The 23296-nt window shown below is 36.6% G+C and carries 20 protein-coding genes; all 20 read left to right on the top strand.

Annotation, left to right across the window (positions count from 1 at the left end; translation table 11 throughout):
• Positions 1-16: 16 nt before the first annotated feature.
• The 20 genes from J7K93_04085 (at position 17) to J7K93_03990 (ending at position 23286) form a co-directional block, all read left to right on the top strand.
• Positions 17-1480 carry a flippase gene (locus tag J7K93_04085; GenBank protein MCD6116173.1) on the top strand — a complete coding sequence of 488 codons (1464 nt, stop codon included), beginning with the start codon at positions 17-19 and terminating at the stop codon, positions 1478-1480.
• Positions 1467-3194, top strand: coding sequence for a glycosyltransferase family 39 protein (locus J7K93_04080; protein ID MCD6116172.1), 1728 nt, complete (start codon positions 1467-1469; stop codon positions 3192-3194). Before J7K93_04085 ends, J7K93_04080 begins: the two co-directional genes overlap by 14 nt.
• 9 nt (positions 3195-3203) lie before the next feature.
• Positions 3204-3908 (top strand): glycosyltransferase family 2 protein, encoded by a 705-nt coding sequence (locus J7K93_04075; GenBank protein MCD6116171.1) that lies wholly within the window; start codon positions 3204-3206, stop codon positions 3906-3908.
• A 15-nt stretch (positions 3909-3923) separates the two neighbouring features.
• The gene (locus J7K93_04070; GenBank protein ID MCD6116170.1) at positions 3924-4289 is read left to right on the top strand and encodes a DUF2304 domain-containing protein; all 366 of its coding nucleotides are present in this window, start codon (positions 3924-3926) and stop codon (positions 4287-4289) included.
• A gap of 31 nt (positions 4290-4320) precedes the next feature.
• Positions 4321-5040, top strand: a complete 720-nt coding sequence (locus J7K93_04065) for a glycosyltransferase family 2 protein (protein ID MCD6116169.1) — start codon at positions 4321-4323, stop codon at positions 5038-5040.
• 368 nt (positions 5041-5408) lie between these two features.
• Positions 5409-6389, top strand: a complete 981-nt coding sequence (locus J7K93_04060) for a flippase-like domain-containing protein (protein MCD6116168.1) — start codon at positions 5409-5411, stop codon at positions 6387-6389.
• Positions 6390-6397: 8 nt separating this feature from the next.
• A complete protein-coding gene (locus tag J7K93_04055) occupies positions 6398-6619 on the top strand; it encodes a hypothetical protein (GenBank protein MCD6116167.1) in 222 nt (73 codons plus the stop codon).
• Positions 6620-6899: 280 nt separating this feature from the next.
• The gene (locus tag J7K93_04050; protein MCD6116166.1) at positions 6900-8018 is read left to right on the top strand and encodes a glycosyltransferase family 39 protein; all 1119 of its coding nucleotides are present in this window, start codon (positions 6900-6902) and stop codon (positions 8016-8018) included.
• Positions 8015-9382, top strand: a complete 1368-nt coding sequence (locus J7K93_04045) for an O-antigen ligase family protein (GenBank protein ID MCD6116165.1) — start codon at positions 8015-8017, stop codon at positions 9380-9382. Before J7K93_04050 ends, J7K93_04045 begins: the two co-directional genes overlap by 4 nt.
• Before the next feature lie 54 nt (positions 9383-9436).
• The gene (locus tag J7K93_04040; protein ID MCD6116164.1) at positions 9437-11212 is read left to right on the top strand and encodes a carbamoyltransferase; all 1776 of its coding nucleotides are present in this window, start codon (positions 9437-9439) and stop codon (positions 11210-11212) included.
• A gap of 14 nt (positions 11213-11226) precedes the next feature.
• Positions 11227-12480 carry a glycosyltransferase family 4 protein gene (locus J7K93_04035; GenBank protein MCD6116163.1) on the top strand — a complete coding sequence of 418 codons (1254 nt, stop codon included), beginning with the start codon at positions 11227-11229 and terminating at the stop codon, positions 12478-12480.
• A 28-nt stretch (positions 12481-12508) separates the two neighbouring features.
• Complete coding sequence (locus J7K93_04030; protein ID MCD6116162.1) at positions 12509-14356, top strand: hypothetical protein; 1848 nt, start codon at positions 12509-12511, stop codon at positions 14354-14356.
• A 17-nt stretch (positions 14357-14373) separates the two neighbouring features.
• The gene (locus tag J7K93_04025) at positions 14374-15489 is read left to right on the top strand and encodes a glycosyltransferase (GenBank protein MCD6116161.1); all 1116 of its coding nucleotides are present in this window, start codon (positions 14374-14376) and stop codon (positions 15487-15489) included.
• Positions 15490-15504: 15 nt separating this feature from the next.
• The gene (locus J7K93_04020; protein ID MCD6116160.1) at positions 15505-17430 is read left to right on the top strand and encodes a hypothetical protein; all 1926 of its coding nucleotides are present in this window, start codon (positions 15505-15507) and stop codon (positions 17428-17430) included.
• A gap of 15 nt (positions 17431-17445) precedes the next feature.
• The gene (locus tag J7K93_04015; GenBank protein ID MCD6116159.1) at positions 17446-18477 is read left to right on the top strand and encodes a class I SAM-dependent methyltransferase; all 1032 of its coding nucleotides are present in this window, start codon (positions 17446-17448) and stop codon (positions 18475-18477) included.
• Positions 18474-19667, top strand: a complete 1194-nt coding sequence (locus J7K93_04010) for a glycosyltransferase family 4 protein (protein MCD6116158.1) — start codon at positions 18474-18476, stop codon at positions 19665-19667. The genes J7K93_04015 and J7K93_04010 overlap by 4 nt, the downstream gene beginning before the upstream one ends.
• Positions 19668-19993: 326 nt before the next feature.
• Positions 19994-20860: a UbiA prenyltransferase family protein gene (locus tag J7K93_04005; GenBank protein MCD6116157.1), complete on the top strand. Its 867-nt coding sequence runs from the start codon at positions 19994-19996 to the stop codon at positions 20858-20860.
• Complete coding sequence (locus tag J7K93_04000) at positions 20857-21258, top strand: GtrA family protein (protein MCD6116156.1); 402 nt, start codon at positions 20857-20859, stop codon at positions 21256-21258. Before J7K93_04005 ends, J7K93_04000 begins: the two co-directional genes overlap by 4 nt.
• Positions 21255-22553, top strand: coding sequence for an FAD-binding oxidoreductase (locus J7K93_03995; protein ID MCD6116155.1), 1299 nt, complete (start codon positions 21255-21257; stop codon positions 22551-22553). Before J7K93_04000 ends, J7K93_03995 begins: the two co-directional genes overlap by 4 nt.
• A gap of 1 nt (position 22554) precedes the next feature.
• Positions 22555-23286 (top strand): SDR family oxidoreductase, encoded by a 732-nt coding sequence (locus J7K93_03990; GenBank protein MCD6116154.1) that lies wholly within the window; start codon positions 22555-22557, stop codon positions 23284-23286.
• Positions 23287-23296 lie beyond the last annotated feature (10 nt).

Here is a 23296-nt window from a genome sequence, read left to right as displayed (position 1 = left end):
TATACAGGGTTTGATTTTGAGTTTAGACAAAAAAAAAATAAATTCCTCTTCTGTAAGCGGTGTTAAAACAAATACCTATTTTATTGCTGCAAGCCAGGCTTTTAACCTTATTCTTGCACTCGCACTGAATATCATGGCAGGAAGATATCTTGGTGATGAGGGGTTCGGCAAATACGCATTTGCAACGGTTCTGTACTATTTTGTATTTCTTTTTGATGATTTTGGAATAGTAACTTTATTTACGAGAGAAGTAGCAAGGAACAGGCAGGAAGCAGGAAAGTATTTTACGAACTCGGCAGTACTGAAAATTATTCTTATTGCTGCAAGTGCGCTTTTCCTGGGATCATACCTGAGCTTTTTTTCTTTTCCACGGGATAAAACAATCCTCATTTTTTTATTTGGTATTTACGGTATTTTGTACTCTTTTAATCAGCTTTGTTCGGGAGTGTACCGCGGATTTGAGAAGATGCAGTATGAAATGTTCGTGGTAATAATTGAGAAAATAATTGTAACTTCAGCCGGGATTTATGTGCTTGTTAATGGTATGGGCATTGTTGCTTTTGGATCTGTATTTGTTTTGTCCGGTGTAATAAGCCTTGGAATAAATCTTATATTAGTAAGAACAAGATTTAAAATTAAAAGAGCGCCGGTAAACATTTTTTTTATGAAGGGGATATTCAAGGCAGCTGTTATTTTAGGATTTTTTATGTTTCTTGCACAAGCTCATGCCCGCATTGATGTTCTTCTGCTTTCTGCAATGAAAGGCGACGGTGTAGCGGGCTGGTATGCAGCACCATACAAGATACTGCTTTTTCTCGAAGTTATACCTACTGTTCTGTTTACAAGCACTTTTCCCAGATTGTCGAGAAGTTATATTTCAGATAAAGCGTATGTGGAAAAAATTTATACGATTGGGTTTAAATATTTATTCTATATTGCTTTCCCGGTAGTTGTTGGCACGCTGTTTTTAGCACCTGATATAATGTCTCTTTTTGGGCCTGATTTTGTACCATCAGTTATAGTTCTCAGAATTGTGATTTTTGCTGCGGGATTTAATTTTTTTAATATTTTTACAGGCGGATTATTAATAGCAAGTAACAGACAGAAGGATGTACTGAAAGTACAAATTGGCGGTCTCTTGTTAAACCTTGTCATTAATTTTATTCTAATACCAAAGTATGCACAAATAGGAGCAAGCATCGCAACATTTGTATCATACGGGTCTGTACTTGCAGTAACACTTGTAATAACACATAAGTCTGTTTGCCGGCTTAATCAAAAGAATTTTTTCTGGAAGGGAATGGTTTCCACATCTTTTATGGCACTGTTTATATCGTTTGTGCATATTGCGTTTGTTCTCAGATTTGTCTTCGCTGTAACCATCTACTTTATAGTTCTTTTAATAATAAAAGGTATTGATTTTAATGAGCTTCTCCATGTTAAAAAAATAAAAGCAGGAAAAAATAATGAGACAAAGTAAAAAGTCAGAACAAGCTGCAAATTATCCGAAATGGGATTGGTTTCTTGCCGCTGCAGTTGTTGTCGGCATAATAGCACGTATTTTTCTTATTGTAACCCGCCAATTTGCAGTGAGCTTTGATGAAGCACACAACCTGCGTCTTGCAGGAAGTTTTTTACAGAATGGTATCCACGGGCTTCTTCATCCTTACTGGCCTCCTCTGTACCCTGCTGTTACAGCAATTTTCAGCCTTGTTCTAAAAAGTCTTGAATCAGCAGGCCGGGCTGTAAATATTCTTGCAAGTGCAGGGGTTTCTATAATTATTTATACTCTTACAAAAAAGATTTTTGACAGAAATACTGCAAGAATCAGCGCGCTGTTCATACTTTTCTATCCGCCTATCGCATACGAGTCAACAGATGTTGGTACGGAACCGCTTTATACTCTTCTCGGGCTTGCAGGAGTATTGCTTTTTTATAATGCATTTTTGCAAAAAAAGAGAATTTTCTTTTTCTTTGCAGGGGTATTATGGGCTTTGAGTTATCTTGTCAGGCCGGAAGGTGTCGGCTTTTTAATAGTGGCTTTTGGATTTTTGTTCCTGTCAGCATTATTCCGGTTAACGAAGGATAAAAAAACTACCTTTGTAGTGTGGATTTCTATAACAGTGTTTGGCTTTTTAATTATATCTTCGCCGTATCTAATCTATCTAAAAAAAGTAACAGGCGTGTGGACTTTCAGCACAAAAGGCATGGTTAATCAGCAGCTTGAAGCAGCTGTTGAATTCAATCCGAAGAATATTAAAGATCCTTTTTACCACGTTACTTCTGACAATAAGCACCTTCCTGCTGATATGGCATATCTTTATGGTAATATTCAGGATTTAACCAAATTTCAGGAAGGGCGGAATAGATTTGTATCAATAAGTATCAGAGAATATGCTGAAAAGTACGCAAAAAATTTAAATAAAGTTTTAAAGGAGGCCGTTCCAAGGGTAGTTACAGTGATATTGCTGATTTTTGCAACTGCAGGATTCCTTGCTCAATTTTATTCCAGGAAAAAGTGGCACCTTATTTTTTACCTGTCTTTAAATATAGTGTTTTTCTGGTTTGTTGTTATACCTCTTTTCCATGTTAATCCCAGGTATCTTATACCCCTCTTTCCCATATTTTTTATATGGATATCAAGAGGTGTAATTTATTTAATTAACTGGACGGAAGATGCAATAGAAGATGTATCTGAAAAAGATTCAATTATTAGCAAAAAGAAGGCTGTTATTAGTAAAACGACTGTTATCAGTATTTTAATTCTTTTCTGTTTTATTCTTGAGTCAGGCAGGATTTTTGCCATAAAAAAGTATATGCCGGGATTATGGGGAGAGCCTGTTGAAATTAAGGAAGCCGGGATCTGGCTCAAAAATCATACTGATCATCCGCCGATTCTTTTAAGTATAAACAAAGCGGCAGATTTTTATGCAGGGCAGTATGATATGAAAAAAGGAGCCTCATTTTCTTATGATTCCGTATCAAAAATTTTAGATTATGCACGATACAAACAGTGTGAGTACGTTGTGTTCAGTTCCAGATATGTGGTATGGTTTAAAAATGCATATCCATTTCTGAGTCCGGATATGATGCCGGAAGATATTCGGCTGGTCTATGACAGGACAGACCCGGACGGTGTTCGTGCAGTTGTGTATAAGATATTGTACAAAAAGAGCATTAAAGAGGCAGAATAAGTGAACTCGATGCACAAAAAATATCTCGCAATTGTTCCTGCGTTTAATGAGCAGGGAGCAATTTCAAATGTTATTCGGGAGATACAAGATATTTCCGTACCAATAGATATTGTTGTTGTTGATGACGGGTCTACGGACAGAACTTCCGACTCTGCAAGAAAAAGCGGAGCAGAAGTGATAACTCTGCCGTTTAATCTTGGTATAGGAGGAGCTGTGCAGACCGGATTTAAGTATGCAGTTGAATTCGGTTATGACATTGCAGTTCAGGTGGACGGGGACGGCCAGCATATTGCATCGGAAATACATAAGTTATTGGATGCGCTGGAGGGTTCCGAAGCGGATGTAGCAATAGGATCCAGATTTTTAAACCAGAGAGGTTTTAAAAGTTCAGCTGCAAGGCAGATCGGCATAGGCATGTTCAAGTTTGTAAATTCTCTTGCGATCGGACAGAAAATTACAGACAATACTTCCGGATTCAGAGCTTACAACCGTAAAGCCCTTGAATTCCTTTCGGAAAATTATCCAAGTGATTATCCTGAACCTGAATCTGTAATAATCCTTAAAAAAAACGGTTTCGGCCTGGTTGAAGTACCGGTTGAGATGAGGGAGAGAGAGCATGGCAAATCTTCAATATCGTCATTTAAAGCGGCTTATTATATGATAAAGGTTTTTCTTGCAATATTCGTTGATCTTTTTAAAAAAAGGCAAATTTAAAATGCGGAGAATTTAATGCAGATTCGTATTCAAATACTTACTATGCTGATGGGAGTTATACTACTCCTTGTAATATTTCAGCTTATTCGTAAAAACAGATTACTTGAGCAGTATTCTCTTCTATGGATCGCTTCGGCTGTCTTGCTTTTTATAATGGCAGCCTGGAGAGGGCTCCTTGAAAAGATATCACATTTGATCGGGATTTATTATCCCCCGTCTGCTCTGTTTGTGCTGGCAATTTTTTGCGGGATGGTAATTGCGCTCCATTTCTCAGTTGTGATATCAAAGCTGACAAAGGAGAATAATACACTTGCTCAGAAAGTTGCTATTCTTGGTACAGAAATAAAAAGTTTAAATGACAGAATGGACAGCCTTTCTTAATGAGGAAAGAAGAATACAGAGAGTATTTTGAATGACCGGGAAGAGAAGAGAATTCCTTCCGAGAGTTGCCGTGCTTGTTTTGGGATACAATGACATTGGATGTCTTAATGTTCTTTTTACTGATATTCTAAAACAACAATATGGTAATTTTTCAGTAACATTTATTGATAATTCGTCGTCAGACGGCTCTTCGGATTTTGTCAAAAAGCAATTCCCTGAAGTGGAAACAGTTACGAACAAAAAGAATCTTGGGTTCTCTGCAGCATTCAATAAAGAGATGTATAAAAAGTTTAATTTGCAAAAATGTGACGCTGTTATTGTGATGAATTCGGATATGGCAATTGATGATGTTTTTTTAATACAAAAAATGGTACATACGGGATTCAGCAGCAGTTCCATTGCTCTGGTTCAGCCCAAACTATACCTTTTTAACAAGAAGAAAGATAAACTGATAAATACTCTTGGCAATGAGATAAACTATCTCGGCTTCGGCTATATGACACATTTCAAAGAAATCGATTCGGAAAAAAATAATGAAGACAGAGATATTGTCGCTGCAAGCGGTGCATGTTTGCTGATTAAAAAGGAGTTCTATCTAAAAGCAGGCGGGTTTGACGAAGATTATTTTGCATACATGGAGGATGTGGATTTATCCTGGCGTACACATCTAATGAGAATGAGAGTTGTTCTATGTGCAGATATTTTTGTATGGCACAAGTACGATTTTGAACGTCAGGATAAAAGTCCATGAAAGATGCAGGCCCTTGAGCGTAACAGGTATCTGGCATTGATTAAAAATTATTCGGGCAGTATTTCCTCCTGATATCGCCTATTGTAGTCATTGATTTGGGGTTATTGTTTTTTAATATTTCAGGAGGTGGCTTTGCTGAAAGATAAAATAATGTTTTAAAGTTTTTGCTTTTTATAATAAGGTAAGATTGAAAAAGAAATTTGTTCAGTAGAATCGTATTATTGATGACTGTAGTGGAATGTGACTGTCTTCCTGTCTAATTGAATCTTCTTATTTTAAAAACAGGATAATAGATGTTTTAAATGAGACAATCGAGTTGTATTGCAGCAATATTTTGTCGTATCTTTGAAAGGCAGGAACAATTAATTATGGCTTTAAGAATGAATAATAAAATTGTTAAAATTGTAACACGACTGTTGCAGATTATTATAACTATTGTTATATTTGTATATTTAATACATAAAACTGATTTTAGCAGAGTAATTAAGCTGATTTCAGATATTGATCTGTCAAGGTTGATAATAAGCTTTATTGTACTTGTTGCCGCACAGCCGATATATTTTGCAGTTTGGTTTTTTGTAGTTAAGAAATTAAACATGAGGGTTTCTTTTCGAGAAGTAGTATTTTTTTCTTTTCAAGCGCTGTTTGTTAATAATTTATTAACTTTTATAGGCGGAGATATTTATCGCGGTGTAAAATTGAACAGCATAACGAAAAGTAAATTTAATACAACTTTTTCAATATTAATTACGCGTTATCTAATGGTTCTCACTTTGTTTATATTAGCAGGAATATCTCTTGTACTGTTTGGAGACCTGCTTGGTTTAGGCAGCAGAGTAATTTTTGCAGGTATTTTAGTTCTGGTTCTTTGTCTGAGTTACATTTTATTTGTTGCACTGTATTGCAGATCAGAATTTGTATACAAGGATAATAATAGTAGTACATTTATCAAGAAAATATTACTCAGGCTCATAAATAAACACATTGTTATTGGCCAGGATTTTAAATTTTTTCTTTTTCTCATGCTTCTAAATTTTACCGGCCATATAATGGGTTTTTTTTCTTTATGGATTTTAAGCAGAAGCCTTGAGTTGAATCTGCCTTTTTTGTATATTATAAGTTTTATGCCGTTGTTAAGGATAATTCTTATGGTTCCAATATCTTTTAACGGTGTGGGTATAAGAGAAATTAGTTTTGTAGTATTTTTGACAAAATTTGGTTTCATGAGAACAGAGGCTTTGTCTTTGGGATTGATGCAGTCATTTCTTACTGTGTTAATGAGCCTTCTCGGAGGAGTATTTCTGGTTTATGAAATTTTGAAGACAAATAAACATGAAATCATTTCATAGAGAGGTTAATGGCTTTGCCGAATTATTTAATTGTAGGTGTTCCTGAATCAGGGGTAATTTCATTTTTTGAATATTTTATGCAACCTCCTGATGTATATGTGCCTTTTTGCAAGGGGTCTTATAGTTTTAGTGATGCATTCCATCCGGCTTTTGTAAAGAATGATTTTGAGTATACCGGATTGTTCATAGAGGGGGAGGGTAAAAAGGCAGTTGAAGAGATATTTAAGTGATATTCTGGAGTTATAATATAAATAATTTTGAACTACAATTTTGGCTTATAGTTTAAAGACATTGACAAGAATTAATTAATTACAAACTTTTGTAATTGTATTTTATTAGAAAGGGCATAAAGAAATGGCAGGTTTAAAAAACATAATGATTCATATTCTTAAAAATGGTATAAAATATTTTAGGGATACAAAGCATCTTTTATTAGCGATAGTTATTACAGGCTTGGTATTAAGGGTTATGTTTATAATAATGTTTCCTGATATAGGTGAGGGGGCATTAATGGATTCACAAAGATATCAAAAAACGGCTGTTCATATTTTACAGGGAAGAGGTTTTTGTGAGTACATACGGAGACCGTCTGCTTTTGCACCACCGCTTTATCCTACTTTTCTTGCAGGTATTTTTGCCGTTTTTGGGAAAAACATATTAATTGTTAAACTGATACAAGCCTTTTTAAGTGCTTCAACAATAATAATTGTCTTTAAGATAGGGAAATTACTTTTCAATGAAAAGACAGGATTGATAGGCGCTGGAATTGCGGCAGTTTTTCCGGAACTTATTGTCATTCCTTCTTATCTCTATACAGAAACTCTTTATATGGTTTTTAGTACAACTGCTTTTTATTTTATGATAAAGGGGTATAAACAAAAATTTAGTTTATGGCTGTGGGTTTGGAGCGGACTTTTACTTGGATTAGGCTTACTTACACGTCATATATTAATCATGTTTCCTGTTTTTATAGTTATTACATTCTATGTTTTTAAATCTATGCGTACCAATCTGAAAGGAACAATTGTTATGGCAGTAGTATGCTATGCAGTTGTTTCCCCATGGATAATAAGAAATTATATACAGTTCCATGAATTTATACCTATTGCAAGAGGGGCTCGTTCGGGATTGTGGGTTGGCAGTTATCTGCCCTATAATGGAGAATTTCGTTATTCTGAAACTATGGAAAGGATTGTGAAAGAAGCAGGCAGTGTTGATAATCTTGTTCAAAGAGATAATGTCCTATTCAGTAAGGCTATGCAGACAATTATTCAGCATCCATGGACCTATTTTTCTTTATCAGCTAAAAAGTTTTTTTTGTATTATTTTAAGGCATATAGAAATATTCCAAATGGGAGGCCAAGATCTACAAATTTCATGATATTTTTTACACTTACTGCAAGTTACTATCTGATGTTGTTTTTTACTGCCATAGGAGTTGTGATTTCCAGAAAAGAGTGGCGTCAATATATTATTATTTTCACATTATTTTTATACTCAGGTGTTATTCATTCTTTGACTGTTGCAGTGCCAAGATATAGGATGCCCCTTTATCCGTTTTTAGCTGTTCTGTCGGCGTTTGGAGTTTATAAAGTAATACGATTTAAAAGAGAGCATATAAAAGTATGAGTTCTGCAAAGTTAGTATTTGTTTTTATTTCAACTGTATTTTTTGGTATAGTGCCGTTATTTGTCAGAGACAGAGGAAAATATTTTCTATTTCTCGTAGGGTTTCTGTACATATTTTCTTCAGGGTGGATATTCTATCATTATACAGGACTCATGCTTGCGGATTTACCGGTAATCAGTCTTCTTCTTACAGGAATAGTTTCAAAATATAAATTCAAATATTCAGTAATGCCAGTGACTTTACCCTTGATTTTATTCCTGATTGCAGGAATTGTATCATCGTTTTTTGCTCTTCAACATGGGTGGGTACTCGCGGAGTTATCAAAATATTTGAGGCTGTATCTTGTTATTATTGCAGTTGTAAATAATGTACACTCATTAAAAGATTTTAAAATAATAGTTTATGCGATGATTATCGGGATTATTGTTGAGAGTTTAATAGGGATATATCAATGGAGGTTTGGCGCAATAGGAATTTGGTATCTTGGAGAACGCTCGTTTGCCAGAATCAAATGGAGAACCATGGGCACCTTTTTCGTGACTAGCTTTTATGCTAATTATCTTGCTATGACTCTGCCGGTGGCCTTCAGGCTTTTTCTCTATTACAAACCGGAGAAAAGAAAAATTTATTTTATTGCAGGCAGTGCATTTATCCTGGGAACCATTGCATTTTTTACTACATACGGAAGGGCTCCGTGGATTGCTTTTAGTATTACGTTGGGGCTATTATTTGTCATTAGTCTTTTTAACAAGAGGTTTAAAAGTCAAATTAAATGGGCTTTCCCTGTAATCCTGATATTTTTTATGGCTTTTACAATTCGTTATGGTGATAAAATTATCAGTCAGTTCGGTGCGCAAAGGGACGCTTCTTATGAAGTTCGATTTCCGCAGTTTCGAATTGCGGGACGAATAATTAAAGCACATCCGGTGTTAGGAGTTGGTTTGGGGCATTATGAACTTGTTTCATGGGATTACATGACAAATACAGAAAAAGCTAATGATTATGCAAAGGTTTTTGCATTTATGGTTCATAACTCATATCTTTTAATTGCAGCAGAAATGGGTCTTATAGGAGCAATCCTTATTATATGGTATTTAATCAGCATATTTGTTGTAGGGATTAGGATTTTGACACGTAAGCTATATTCAAGTTTTATAATAAATACGGTTCTTGGTGTTTTGGGGGGTATTTTAGCAATAATAATAGTTTTTACATTCAGTCCTGATATACATGCATATCAAATATTGTATCAGCTTGGCTTATCAACAGGAATTATTCTATCGGCTGAAAAGCTTCAGGTTAGAGCAGAAAAAAGGATGAAAATAGAACACCTGAAGAAGAAAAAGATATTGAATAAGCAATAAAATAAAATTTATAGATATTTTGGCTATAGTAATTGGAAGAAAAGGAGTTATGAGTTGAGAATTCTCGGTATTTTTGATGATCACAATTGCAGCAGCGCAGTTGTAGAAGATGGCAGAATTATTGCAGCTATAGAAGAAGAGAGGCTTTCGCGGATTAAGTTTCACAATGGGAATACATCAGACGGACCTCCGTGGAGAAGCATAGAGAAAGTCTTAGAAATGACTGGATCTGACAGTACTAATATTGATAGAATTGCAATTGCAATTGAGCGTCCGGCCGATCTTTTGAAATATGTTCTTAAGGATTTATTTTTAAAAGAGAAAGAACCGAGATGGATTATTCATTCTTTGTTTAGTAAATCAATAAGGTGGGACAAGTATTTTTTGTTCTATCCCTATTTTTATAATCAAAGGAGGATTATAAAGCTAAAGAAGTTATTAAAAAAATACGGGTTGGATGATAAGCCGATTGATTTGGTAAATCACCATACAGCTCATGCTGCATCAGCCTTTTATACAGGCGGGAAATCAGATGCTCTTGTTGTTACACTTGATGGACAGGGGGACGGACTTGCCGGAACAATTTTCCGGGGTAGGGACGGAAAATTGGAGCAGCGTGCAAAAGTGCCAAGTTTTCACAGTATCGGTTTGTTTTATAACCTTATTACCTGGATGCTCGGATTTAAGCCTAACCGGCATGAGGGTAAAATAACAGGGCTGGCTGCTTATGGAAATCCGCATAATACAGAGGATATTTACAGAAAATTTTTTAGAATGGAAGGCCATGAATTCAATTATGAGCTTTCTAAAAAAGTTTTACAACATGCCTATCCGCAGAGGAGTAACTATCCAAAATTAGTTAAAGCAATGGATGGTCTGTTAGAAAATTATTCGCGGGAAGATATCGCTGCGGGTATTCAGGATATTACTGAAAAGTCAGTTGCAGAATTTGTTAAATTTTATGTGGATCAGGAACTCAAAGATCGTAATGAAATTGATGTTCGTATGGCAGGAGGCGTTTTTGCCAATGTAAAGGTTAATCAAAGAGTAGCAGAGCTGGATGGAGTTTCTTCTGTTTTTATTTTCCCGTCTATGGGCGATGGCGGATTGAGTGCAGGTGCTGCATTGTGGTCATATTATGAGCAGAATCCCGGAGAATGGAATGAAATAGAGAATAGAAAAATTGAAGACGTATATCTCGGCCCTGAATATTCCAGGGAGGATATTGAAAAGAGTCTGCAGAACTCAAAAAATCCATACAAGTTCTATGATAATATCGAAGACAAGATAGGTGAACTGCTGGCACAGGGCAAAGTTGTTGCGCGTTTTAACGGAAGAATGGAGTACGGGCCAAGGGCATTGGGGAATCGATCCATTCTTTATCAGTCTACAGATCCTACTGTTAATGACTGGCTGAATCATAAGCTCAAACGTACAGAATTTATGCCGTTTGCACCGGTAACAATTTATGAGGAAGCAGAAAAGCAGTACAGGAATCTTAAAGAAAATTATTTTCCTGCTGAATATATGACTATTACTTTTGATTGTACAGACAAGATGGAAAATACATGCCCTGCAACTGTTCATGTTGATAAAACAGCACGTCCGCAGCTTATAAGAAGAGAAGTTAATGAAAGCTATTATATGATATTAAAGGCTTATGAAAAACGTACTGGTATACCAACAATCATTAATACAAGTTTTAATATGCATGAAGAACCCATAGTATGTTCTCCTGATGATGCTGTACGAGCCTTTAACATGGGGCATCTTGAGTATCTTGCCATCGGAGGTTTTCTGGTGGAAGAAAAAGGATCTAAAAGAGAATAGCAGGGAGCAGGTTGTTGAAGATTTTAATGATTGACAAGTATTATTTTATCAAGGGCGGTGCTGAAAGGTACTTTTTTGAACTTGCAAAGATTTTTGAGTCCAAAGGCCATGAAGTGATTCCTTTTTCGATGAAACATCCTCAAAATTATGAAACTTCATGGGAAAAATATTTTGTAGATAATATTGATTTTAATCCTGAATCAAAATTCCAAAAAGTTGTAACAGGAATCAGGTCAATGGTCCGAATTACATATTCCATTCAGGCAAAAAAACGGATGGAGAGACTCCTTGATAAAGTAAAACCTGATGTGGCTCATCTTCACATGATAGATCATCAGATATCACCTTCAATTCTTCCTGTTCTGAAATCAAGGGGAATACCAGTGATTCAGACTGTACATACGTACAAACCTGTGTGCCCGAGTTACAGACTGTATAATATGGGGAAAAATGAAATTTGTGAGAAATGCCTTGATGGAAACTACTATCACGCAATAATTGAAAAATGTCATAAGGGATCATATGCAGCATCTTTTATGCTTGCTTTTGAGATGTATGTTCATAAATGGCTGGGGCTGTACACAAAAAACATAGATTTGTATCATGTGCCATCTATGTTTATGGGGCAGAAACTTGTGCAGGGAGGTATTGAGAAGGATAAAATACATCATCTTTTTTATACAATTGATTTGAACTCCTACCCTGTCCGATATGACAGTGATGATTATTTTGTATATTACGGGAGACTTTCTGCTGAAAAGGGAGTACCGGTTCTTTTAAAAGCATTTTCAAAAGTGAAAAAGCAGAAGCTGAAAATAATAGGTACAGGCCCTGAAGAGAAAAATTTAAAGAAGCTGTCCGAAGAGTTGGGACTTAATAAGTGGGTTGAATTTACAGGCCCGGTTTACGGTGATGAACTCAAGAAAATAGTCTCCGGTGCTCAGTTTGTCGTAGTTCCTTCAGAGTGGTATGATAATTCCCCTCTTGTAATGTATGAGTCTTTGGCAATGGGTAAACCTGTAATAGGCTCAAATATGGGTGGGATTCCAGAGTTAATTAAAAACGGCGAGGATGGATATATATTCGAACAAGGGAATGTTGATGAGCTGATGGAGCTGCTTGGCCGTATGATAGGTGATAAAACACATCTTGCTGCTTTGGGTAAAGCAGCACGTGTAAAGGCGGAAAAGATATTTGATCCTGATATGCATTACAACAAAATGATATCTTTTTATCAAGCAGCTGGTGTTGAAATACATTCAAGCTGAGAAAATTTACATCAGGAGGTGAAGGCTTATGTTTAAGAAAAGGAAATTTTTGCTGATAATTATTTTGTTCCTTCTATTCATCATTACAGGTTCATTACCTGCTCAGACAGTTTTTGATCAGAAAAAGCAGGAATATCTTGATACAATGGGTGAACAGTGCCGTAGTTTTCATGAAAGAATATGGGCGTGGCTGGAAAAAATGAAGAATGGTACACTGGACGGCAATACCTACTATGTTACAGATATTGATGGTGTTTCAAAACCAGCACTTGATATTGTACATAATATAATCATAAGCTGGGGGTCATTGTGGACATCTGAAGGTTATGCCCCATATGCGCATGCCTGGCATTATGGAGAATGGCAATCTTCTGTAATGCTTTTATGGATTCTCTACGATTATGGTGATGTTATCTATCCGAGTGATAAGCAATTTATACAAAATTTATATGATGGAGTGTACAGATCAAACAATGTTGCACCAGGTGCTCCAAATAGTCAAATTGCAGATTGGGTTGCAAGATATCTATACAGCCAATATCATAAAAATATTTATATCAACTATTCAACTGATCCTCCACCCAGTCAAAATGTTATTCCTTTTATGTGGAATGGAAAACTTTATTCTATAGGCGAGAGATACAATGAATTTGAGTTAAGTGAAGCTTATATTAATTATCTTCTTGATAAATGGGTAAAATCTGGTAATAATGAATTTGACAGCCCTGTTTATTCCTGGTGTATTATTCACAGCATAAGTGCTCTTCAAAAGTTTTCGGAAGACCCTGTTATGAAGCGTAAAGCTGAGATATTTATTGATTTCTATCTTATTGATTCAGTAATGGATTATGGTGGTCAGCAGTGGGGTGGTGAGCTTGGACGATCATATGAGGAAGTTTACAGAAAAGGGTGGGGCCGATTTTACTGGGATATATTCTGGGGGGGGCCAAGGCCTTCACATGAACCTTCAAGGAGTATTTATTTTTCTGATTACAGGTTACCTGATATTATCTTTGATATTGGTGATTTAAGTGATGAACCGGATAATTATTATCATATAAATATGGAATATAACAGGAGTATTACAAGGGCCGTAAATACGGGTAAATGGGATTATGTTACAAAATTTTATTCCCTGGGCGGCGGTGCAACATCGAATTGGCAGCTATGTATTAAATCCGATGATGAACCGGGAAGCTACGGCAGGCCTGGAATACCTTTCAGATTGTGGATAAATACAAAAGACGTAGGGGAGGATGTCTCACATCCAGTTTATTACATGAACTATCTTACAACAGGAGAACAGGGGTTCCAGTACAAAAATGCAATGTTTATTAAGGCCACCTTTTTTCATGTTGCCCTGCGCAGCAATGCTTTTGATGTAGATCAAACTATTGGTAATTGGAGATTTTTAAAAGAGGGAAGGACAATGGTTGCCATTAGGATTCGTACTGATGTTAATACCAGTGCGTTAGAAGTAGCCATAGAAGGTGTGGATTATGCCAGCCTTGATGATTTTGAAGCGGCAATATTTGCGAATGCTGATCTTGGAACAGGTAAGTATATTACAAGCAAGGGTGACTGGATTGGCTATAATAGGCTTCCGGGTACTGATACCTTTGTTTCTATTGTGAAAAAGGGCGGCATTGGTGATTTTGGATTTGTATTCACTTTTCCTTTTAAACGCCTTGAAGCAATTGATAATAATGGTAAATATTTGGTGCGCTGGTCAGGAGATAAGATGATTGTTAGAAAACACGGGAAACAGATTGAGTATGATTTTGACAATTGGACTAAAACTTTAAGTAATGCTCCTGCTGACAATACACCTCCGAGGATTCCTACTGGTGTTACTGCAAATCAAAAACAGGAATAGGAGGTTAAAATAAAGGCATGTTTTTGGATAGGATAAAAATTCTTTTTATTGTTAATGGGTTTGCCATAGGGGGAGGAGAGCTCAAGGTACTTGATCTTGTAAAAGGCCTGAATCTTTGGCATAAAGACGAATTTGAGCCGGTAGTGTGCAGTGTCGGCCAGAGCGGCCCTCTTTATGAAAAATTTAGTAATCTTGGTGTTAAGATAGTTGTATTTAACAAAAAGCGGTCTTTTGATTTTTCTCTTATCAAAAAAGTAGCACAGCTTATACATGAAGAAAAAGCGGATATCGTTCATACAACACTTTTCTATGCTGATGTAATAGGAGCGGTAGCAGCAAGAATTGCAGGTGTGAAAAAAATAATCTCGTGGGAAGCAGTTACTGAACATTATGAGCTAAGGCATTTAATAGCTTACAGGATTGCTTCTATACTTTACACAAAATCAGTAGCAGTATCAAAAGCTATTGAAAAGAAGGTACAGAATGAGTATAAAGTTCCTAAACGAAAAACAATGACAATTCATTATGGAGTGGATTTAAGCAGATTCTACCCTTGTGCTGATTTTGAATTGCGAAAGAGTTTGGGGTTTAGAAGAGAAGATATTGTTTTTGGAACTGTTGCAAGGTTTACAAAGCAGAAGGGGCACAGATATCTGATTAAAGCTGCACATAGCGTAATTAAGAGAAACAAGTCAGCACATTTTGTGCTTGTTGGTGACGGTCCTTTGAGAGAAGAGATAGAAATTATGATTAAAGATCTGGGTATTGAAAAACATTTTCATCTTCTTGGCTTCCGTACGGATGTTGACAGACTTTTGAACTCTTTTGATGTTTTTGTGCTGCCTTCTCTTTATGAGGGGCTGCCTAATGCAGTACTTGAAGCAATGGCCGCAGGGCTTCCTGTTATTGCTACTGCTGTAGACGGTACTCCTGAAGCAGTCTTACAGAATGAGACGGGGTTACTTGTCTGTCCAGAGAATTCGGATGTTCTTGCGGAAGCTATTCTTAAGTTATGTAATAATAAAAAGATGATGAAAAAATATGGGGAAAGTGGAAGAATAAGAGCAGAAGAATACTTTTCATGGCAAAGAGAAGTCGGCCAATTTGTCAGCCTATATAAAAATATATTATAATGGAGGTGATCTGTTATGTACCGCCAGAAGAATTATAAGAATCATATCATTCTATCAAATATAATTGTATTTATTACTGTTGGAGCGGTATTGTTTTCCAATAGCACTGCTTTTACACAGGATTTAAACCCGCCATATCCCAGACTTGGCATTTTTACTTTCAGCGGACAGACTGAGGCTTGCGTGGATATATTAAAAGATTTTGATATTATAGCATATCCTCCGGGCAACAGCAGAGCCCATGATTACAAAGCGGCAAATCCAAATGTGATTTTACTGGCAACAAGCGACTGCATTATTGATTTTAACAGAGGGCATACTCTCGGAGATTTGCCTGAAGAGTGGTATTGGCATGATGTGGATGGTAACAGATGTGAACTATGGGATAATGCACATATTATGAATATTACTCCACTTTGTCCGAAAGTTGATCTTGGTGACGGGAATGGCCTTCAGACTTATGTTGATTATATTCTAAGATTTTTGCCGAATGATATTGATTTTTCAGTTTATGATGGTGTTTTCCATGATTGGTGGTGGATCGGCCCCGGGTATAATGTAAGAACAAAAGGTGATTTGAACGGTAATGGTATTGTAGACACTCAGGAGTGGGGAGCTGATTCGGTTCAGACTTTATGGGAAATGGGGTTAAAAGATTTCCATAAAAGAGAGTATCAAATTCCGGGAGTAAAGTATGTAGTTGTTCAGATAGGAGGAAAAGGCTGGGATCTTTGGTCGAATATTAATGGTGCATGTTTTGAAGACTGGCCAATTTATAACGGCCCGTGGAAGTGGTGGAGAACGAATTATAATGATACTAAAACAAATACCAAAGAGCCGAAAATAATGCTTTTCAATTCTTCTCATTCTTTTTATAACAGGAATTTTCCTGTAACTCCGTATAAAAATAATTATAGAGCTGTAAGATATGGTTTTGCAAGCTGTCTTTTGACATCAGCATATTTTTATGTTGATGAGGGCAATCAGATAGGCCACCACGGAAATATTTATTTTTATGATGAGTTTGAAGCAAAAGGCCAGCTTGGTTATCCGAGGAGTGATATGTTGAAAATTGAAGGTAAGCCTGTTGCGGCAACTCCTTATGCTGACGGTGTGTGGATAAGATTTTTTGATAACGGCGTTTCTGTTGTAAATTCGTCAGGTGTACAGCAGACAATTACAGCATCTGATCTATCTGCTCTTGATCCTATTGCCGGATCCAGATATTACAGAATCAAGGGAGGCCAGGATCCTGTTTTTAATAACGGAGAGGAGATCACTGACAGTAATCCTCTGGTCCTTTGGGGAGATGCAGCAAAAGCAGGTTGGCCTGAACTGGAAGTATTTGGTGACGGTACTATGCTTTTCAGAAGTAAAAAAGTTTTTGTAACGCCCATAATTGTTGATAATAATCCCGACAATCAGACATCACCGGGATCTGATCCTGTCAGTTATACAGGAGGGTGGGTTATGTCAACTAATGGGAAAAAATTTTATGCGGTTTATGATAACAGAGATTATGGCCCATATCAGAAAAACGGATTTGCATGGAGTGCTCCGGGAAGCGGTGAAGAAGTTGCAACATATACTCCTGCAATAGGGCTTGCAGGAAGGTATGAAATTTATGAGTGGCACGGTTATATGGGCACGGACCCTTCAAGTCAGCAGCTTGCAAACCATGTGCCTGCAATTATTCATACTGCGAGTACAGGAATTGATACAACTATTTATATTGATCAGACAACCAATTTCGGCAGGTGGAACAGCCTTGGTATTTTGCCTTTTGCAAGAGGCAAGGAGGCATATGTTAAAATAACAAACAATACGAGCGGTGTGGTTATTTCGGATGCAATAAAGTTTGTTTACAGAGGGCCTCTTGGGGATTCAGATATAACTCCGCCTGAAGCTCCCACAGGAGTAAAAGTAATCAGATTAGAATAAATATAAGAAAGTGATATGAAAGAGATAACCTGTCCTGTATGTTCTTCAAAGGTAGATACGAGCATACGTGTTTCGTACCTTAATATTGAGGAAAGATTTTCTGAAGTAAGCAGGGATATTTTTGATTCCAGAGAGCTTATTTTTTGTGAAAATTGTGGTTTTGGCTTTGTTATTCCGTCAATAGAGCAGAATGATTTAAACCTGTATTATAAAAGTTTATACCGGAATTCAGGAGAAAAGTATGGAATAAAGTCCAGATCAATTGTTTTTGATAAATTTTTAATTGAAACACGATCTCTGTCGCAGATACTTCTTGCAAAAATGTTCAGAGAATTTAGAGAAGGAGATTCTTTCCTTGATATCGGCGGGGGTAATGGATTTTCATCTTATGCTGTAAAAAATATTTGCCCTGGAATTTCTCTGTTCGTAGTAGAACCTGATGAACATTCCCGTGGTTTTCTCCAATCTCTTGGAGTACACCTATATGATGGATTTTTTAGTAGTGAACCCATTCCTGATCTTGATAATAGAAAATTTGATTGTATTTTGATGTCCCATGTTCTTGAGCATTATAATTCAGAGGATATTCACGGAGTGTTAACACACATCAAAGATTTAATGTATGATAATTCCATATTTGTCTGTGAAGTGCCTGTGGAAGATGTTAATAAACACCTTGAACAAAGAAATGCAGCAATACCCCATCTCTCTCACTTTACTGAAAAAGCTTTTACTCTATCTCTGAAGAATGCAGGCTTTGAAATAAAATTTATGGGAAGAGCGGGCCGTTCAACAGAGGAATGGTGGAATGAACAAAAGAAATTATCTTATCCGGGCAGGATCGCAATATTTCGCAAATTTATTTCAGGGTTACTTCCTTTGTTTATAAAGAAAGCTATAAGAAGAATATATAAACCGTTTACGGGCTATAGTATTTTTAATGTATTGTCAAACAGAGATTTTCAATACAGCAGCAATGGCGTTTATTTGCGGGCTGTTGCAGTAAAAATATCCGATACTGAAAAAAACAAAGATCATTATAAATGAAAATAGATTATTTTAATTATCTTTACGACTTGAAAGGAATATCAATCGGGTCATATATTAAAGGCCTGGAGTTGATGAATGCCCTTGAAGCAAGAGGGCATTTTGTAAAGAAATATTGGCGGCTAAAACATGAGCCTTCTCCGGCACAAGAGGGGAATGAGCAGCCTGTTAGAACTATTATTAAAAAACATCTGCACCGCTATCTGCATGAAACTAATCAGATAGTAAAAAATGTCAGATTTTACAGGGAAGAATGCAGCATAATTAAGAAGGATATACCGGATATATTAATTGCAAGGATGGAGTCGTATCTTTTTTCTCCTCGTTTAATTGGGAAAAAAGCAAATATCCCCATTATTGCTGAAGCTGATAGCCCTGTTGTATACGAGCTTGACAATTTCGGTCCCCGGTATAGGCGTATACGGGGGCTTGCTGAAAAGCTTGAAATCGATTTTATCAATAGCGCAGATATATCTTTTTGTGTATCAAATACTTTGAAACAATACTTTGTAGGACGGGGGGTTCCGGAAAATCACCTGCATGTGATTACAAATGGGGCGGACCTTAAGAGGTTTAATCCATTTATTTCACCTGCTGCAGTGCAGCGCAGGTTTCCGCTGCAGGGTAAAACAGTAGTAGGATTCGTAGGGTCGTTTCATTATTGGCATGGCGTCAGCGAGCTGATTGAACTTATCAAGGCGGTGGTTGCCGATAATCGGGATGTGGTATTCTTGCTGGTTGGTTCAGGAGGGCCTATGCTTGATGATCTGAAAACCTTTATAAGGACCGAGCGCCTTGAAAACAGGATATTTCTTACCGGTTATGTAGAGCATACGCTGGTACCGGCATATATTTCATCAATGGATATTGTGATTGCTCCCTATCCTGCGCTTGATTTTTTTTATTATTCTCCGGTTAAGATTTTCGAATACATGGCGTGCGGTAAAGCGGTTATAACATCACGTATAGGTCAGATTGCTGAAGTTATTGAAAACGGCAGAGATGGCATATTATGTACACCCGGAAGTATCCGGGAAATGATCATGGCAGTCAAAGAATTAGCAGCGGATAAAAATAGTATTGAACGTATGGGTATGGCAGCATTTAAAAAAATTGGGAAGCAGTATTCATGGCACCGCAAGGCTCAGGAGTTAGAACAGTTATGTTATGCTGCTATTGATAAAGGATAAGAGTAACGGATATTACGGATATTCATGCAACACAGATTGTATCCTAATCTTCTTTGTGTGAAACCAGCTTTCAATTCTCACGAATTCATGACTATGTTGTGGATGTGAACTCGGTGTACGTTATATATGCACGGAGAATAGTACTATTTGGTTGCTTATGAACACGAAAAACAGTATATTCTTTCATTGTTCTGTATTTATAATTGTGTTTTATACAATAAGCTACTTTATATAGACGCCAGTATAATAGAAGCAAACTTGAATATGGGTATAGTTTGTGTTGTGTATAATATATAAACAAGTAATGGTATTACATGAAAGAAAAAATGTCACAGTATGTAAGCCTGCTGAGAGTTAAACACTATATTAAAAATTTGTTTATCTTTTTACCCCTGTTTTTTGCTGCTAAAATAACACATCAGATTTCATTTATTTATTCAATAGTAGCATTTGCTGCTTTTTCACTAGCAGCAAGTTCAATATATATCTTAAATGACTATCTTGATATTGAAGAAGACCGCCGTCACCCAACCAAAAGATACCGCCCCCTGGCATTAGGTTCGGTGAAAACGGCACACGCATTTGTGCTTATGGTGCTGCTTTTTTGTGTGGGAAGTGTTGTAATGGCTGCTCTGTCATGGAATGCCTGTATAATATTGTGGGTATATGTCATTATGAATATTGCCTACAGCCTGTATATTAAGAAAATAGCAATCATGGATGTAACAATAATTGCTATCGGTTTTGTGCTTCGGCTTTTTGTAGGTTCTGCTGTTACGGGAATTATGCTATCCAAATGGATTGTAGTTTTAACTTTTCTTTTGGCCTTATTTATTGCCTTGGCAAAACGCCGCGATGATCTGTTGATTTTGAATGATACTGGCCAAAGTATGCGTAAGGCTAATGATGGTTATAATCTTGAATTCATTAACGCAACCATGATTATAATGGCTTCGGTAGTGATTGTGGCCTATACATTATATACTACTTCCACTGAAGTGATAGAGCGGTTTGGCAGCAATCATTTATATTTGACGGCCCTTTTTGTAGTACTTGGAATAATGCGCTACATGCAGATTACATTTGTTTTTAAAGACAGCGGGTCGCCTACCAAAGTACTTTTTAAAGATAGATTTATGCAGATAACTCTGGTGATCTGGATAGCAACATTTATCTGGATTATCTATTTATGATTGTAGCTAAATATATATTTTTTGCTATTATCTCCATGGGTGTAAATATTTTAACCCAGCATTTAGTCCTATTGGCTTATGGCGGCGCGTACAGTCTGTATACTGCAATGGCGTGCGGTACAATTGCCGGTTTTGTTATTAAATATATACTTGATAAACGGTATATATTTTACTACACTTCAAGGAGTCATTTTGATACAGTAAAAAAATTTATATTGTATTCCCTTAACGGTGTTGTTACAACAGGCGTTTTTTGGTGCACTGAAATAGGCTTTGATTTAGTATTGAAGAATAGTTCTGCCAAATACTACGGTGCTGTTGTTGGGTTGAGTGTTGGATATTTGGCTAAGTATTGGATGGATAAAAGGATTGTTTTCGGAAAGGAAGAGAAAGTATGAGTCTTGGAAGCTGGGGTAATTATCCCTCAATAGATAACACTGCATTTGCATTTGAGGATATTGAGGGCCTTAAAAACATTGTAATTAATAATGATGAAATTATGCCCTATGGTAATGGAAGGAGCTATGGCGATAGTGCACTCAGTAAAAATGTTATTGATACAAGATTATTTAACTTGATGCTGGATTTTGATGAGAATACAGGTGTCCTGCGGTGCCAGGCAGGTGTCCTTCTTGCGGATATCATTTCTGTGTTTCTTCCCCGGGGATGGTTCCTTTCAGTTACCCCGGGCACCAAATTAATAACAGTGGGAGGAGCCATTGCCAGTGATGTGCATGGAAAGAATCACCATGTGGAAGGATGTTTCAGTTCATGTGTAAAAGAGTTTAATTTGATGATTGCTACAGGTGAAATAGTTACTTGTTCAAGAGAGCAGAATGTTGAATTATTTAATGCTACGTGCGGAGGAATGGGCCTTACAGGCATTATTATAGATGCTGAAATTGTATTAAAAAAAGTGCAGTCAAAATATATAGATCAGATAACAGTAAAGACTAAAAATCTAAAAGAAACCTTTGATGCATTCGAGAAATATCATTCTGTACCCTATTCTGTGGCGTGGATAGACTGCCTTGCAAAAGGGAAGAAAATCGGTAGATGTGTTCTTATGGCAGGCGATTTTAAAAAAGACGGCAAATTGGATTATAAACCTCCTTTCAGTCTAAATGTTCCGTTTATGTTCCCGTCATTTGCCCTTAACCGCTATACTGTAAAAGCATTCAACTGGTTTTATTATTTAAAAGCTATGCAGCATAAAAAGCCAGTAACAGTTGATGTTGATACATTTTTTTATCCATTGGATGCAATACGTAATTGGAATCGGATTTATGGGAAAAAAGGATTTACGCAGTATCAGTTTATTTTACCAAAATCTAAAAGTTATGAGGGCCTTGAAAGAATTCTCGGGACCATTGCAAAATCAGGGAAAGGATCTTTTCTGGCGGTGTTGAAGTTGTATGGAAAAGCTAATGAAAATTATCTGTCATTTCCTGTTGAGGGATACAGTCTTGCACTGGATTTTAAAATTGAAAAAGGGTTGTTTGATCTGTTGGACGAGCTTGATAAAATAGTTGTTGAATATGGCGGAAGGATTTATCTTACAAAGGATGTACGAGTGACCCGGGAAATATTTGAGAAAGGATATCCCCACATTGATAAGTTCAGGGCTGTTCGGGAGAAATACGGCCTTGATGAAAAATTTAATTCTCTACAATCAAAAAGAGTGGGTATTTAATATGAGCTATATATTAATAGTTGGTGCTAAGAGTGATATTGCAAAAGCAGTTGCACGCACATATGCCAGTAATGGATACAATCTATATCTTGCTGCCCGAAATGTGCATGAGCTGGAACCATTTTCAAAAGATATAAAAATACGATGGCAGGTTAATGTTAAGCTAATTGAATTTGATGTGCTGAAATATGGTGCTTTATCCGGTTTTTATGAGGGCTTGCCTGAAAAGCCCGAAGGGGTAATTTCTGCAGTCGGATATCTTGGTGACCAGGGAAAATCCCAGGAAAATTTTGATGAAGTCCGTACTATTATTGGCACTAATTTTACGGGTATTGTCGGGCTTTTTAATATTATTGCCAATGATTTTGAAAAACGGCAAAAAGGGTTCATTGTCGGTATAAGTTCTGTTGCAGGTGACAGAGGCAGGAAAAGCAATTATACATATGGTTCTGCTAAGGCAGGTTTTACTGCATATTTATCAGGGCTTCGAAACAGGCTCTGTGAAGCGAATGTTCAGGTACTTACAGTAAAACCCGGATTTGTTAACACAAAGATGACTGCAGGAATGGATTTGCCAGCGGCCATTACAGCTGAACCTTTAGATGTTGCAAAGGATATTTTCCGGGCACAGCAAAAAGGTGCAAACATTCTATATACTAAATGGCTTTGGAAGTGGATAATGTTTGTTATTAAGTTAATTCCTGAGTCCCAATTTAAGAAAATGAACATTTAGGAGAATTTAG

The sequence above is a fragment of the bacterium genome (genome assembly GCA_021158245.1).
Taxonomy (GTDB): domain Bacteria; phylum Zhuqueibacterota; class QNDG01; order QNDG01; family QNDG01; genus QNDG01.
This window is presented reverse-complemented; position numbering and strand designations above follow the sequence as displayed.

Bases quoted from the DNA above. Each gene is read 5' to 3' on its own strand.
- J7K93_04015 (MCD6116159.1), top strand. From the start codon at position 17,446: ATGAAAGAGATAACCTGTCCTGTATGTTCTTCAAAGGTAGATACGAGC.
- J7K93_03990 (MCD6116154.1), top strand. From the start codon at position 22,555: ATGAGCTATATATTAATAGTTGGTGCTAAGAGTGATATTGCAAAAGCA.
- J7K93_04020 (MCD6116160.1), top strand. From the start codon at position 15,505: ATGTACCGCCAGAAGAATTATAAGAATCATATCATTCTATCAAATATA.
- J7K93_04080 (MCD6116172.1), top strand. From the start codon at position 1,467: ATGAGACAAAGTAAAAAGTCAGAACAAGCTGCAAATTATCCGAAATGG.
- J7K93_04075 (MCD6116171.1), top strand. From the start codon at position 3,204: ATGCACAAAAAATATCTCGCAATTGTTCCTGCGTTTAATGAGCAGGGA.
- J7K93_04025 (MCD6116161.1), top strand. From the start codon at position 14,374: ATGTTTTTGGATAGGATAAAAATTCTTTTTATTGTTAATGGGTTTGCC.
- J7K93_04070 (MCD6116170.1), top strand. From the start codon at position 3,924: ATGCAGATTCGTATTCAAATACTTACTATGCTGATGGGAGTTATACTA.
- J7K93_03995 (MCD6116155.1), top strand. From the start codon at position 21,255: ATGAGTCTTGGAAGCTGGGGTAATTATCCCTCAATAGATAACACTGCA.
- J7K93_04010 (MCD6116158.1), top strand. From the start codon at position 18,474: ATGAAAATAGATTATTTTAATTATCTTTACGACTTGAAAGGAATATCA.
- J7K93_04060 (MCD6116168.1), top strand. From the start codon at position 5,409: ATGGCTTTAAGAATGAATAATAAAATTGTTAAAATTGTAACACGACTG.
- J7K93_04030 (MCD6116162.1), top strand. From the start codon at position 12,509: ATGTTTAAGAAAAGGAAATTTTTGCTGATAATTATTTTGTTCCTTCTA.
- J7K93_04005 (MCD6116157.1), top strand. From the start codon at position 19,994: ATGTCACAGTATGTAAGCCTGCTGAGAGTTAAACACTATATTAAAAAT.
- J7K93_04055 (MCD6116167.1), top strand. From the start codon at position 6,398: ATGGCTTTGCCGAATTATTTAATTGTAGGTGTTCCTGAATCAGGGGTA.
- J7K93_04000 (MCD6116156.1), top strand. From the start codon at position 20,857: ATGATTGTAGCTAAATATATATTTTTTGCTATTATCTCCATGGGTGTA.
- J7K93_04065 (MCD6116169.1), top strand. From the start codon at position 4,321: ATGACCGGGAAGAGAAGAGAATTCCTTCCGAGAGTTGCCGTGCTTGTT.
- J7K93_04045 (MCD6116165.1), top strand. From the start codon at position 8,015: ATGAGTTCTGCAAAGTTAGTATTTGTTTTTATTTCAACTGTATTTTTT.
- J7K93_04050 (MCD6116166.1), top strand. From the start codon at position 6,900: ATGGATTCACAAAGATATCAAAAAACGGCTGTTCATATTTTACAGGGA.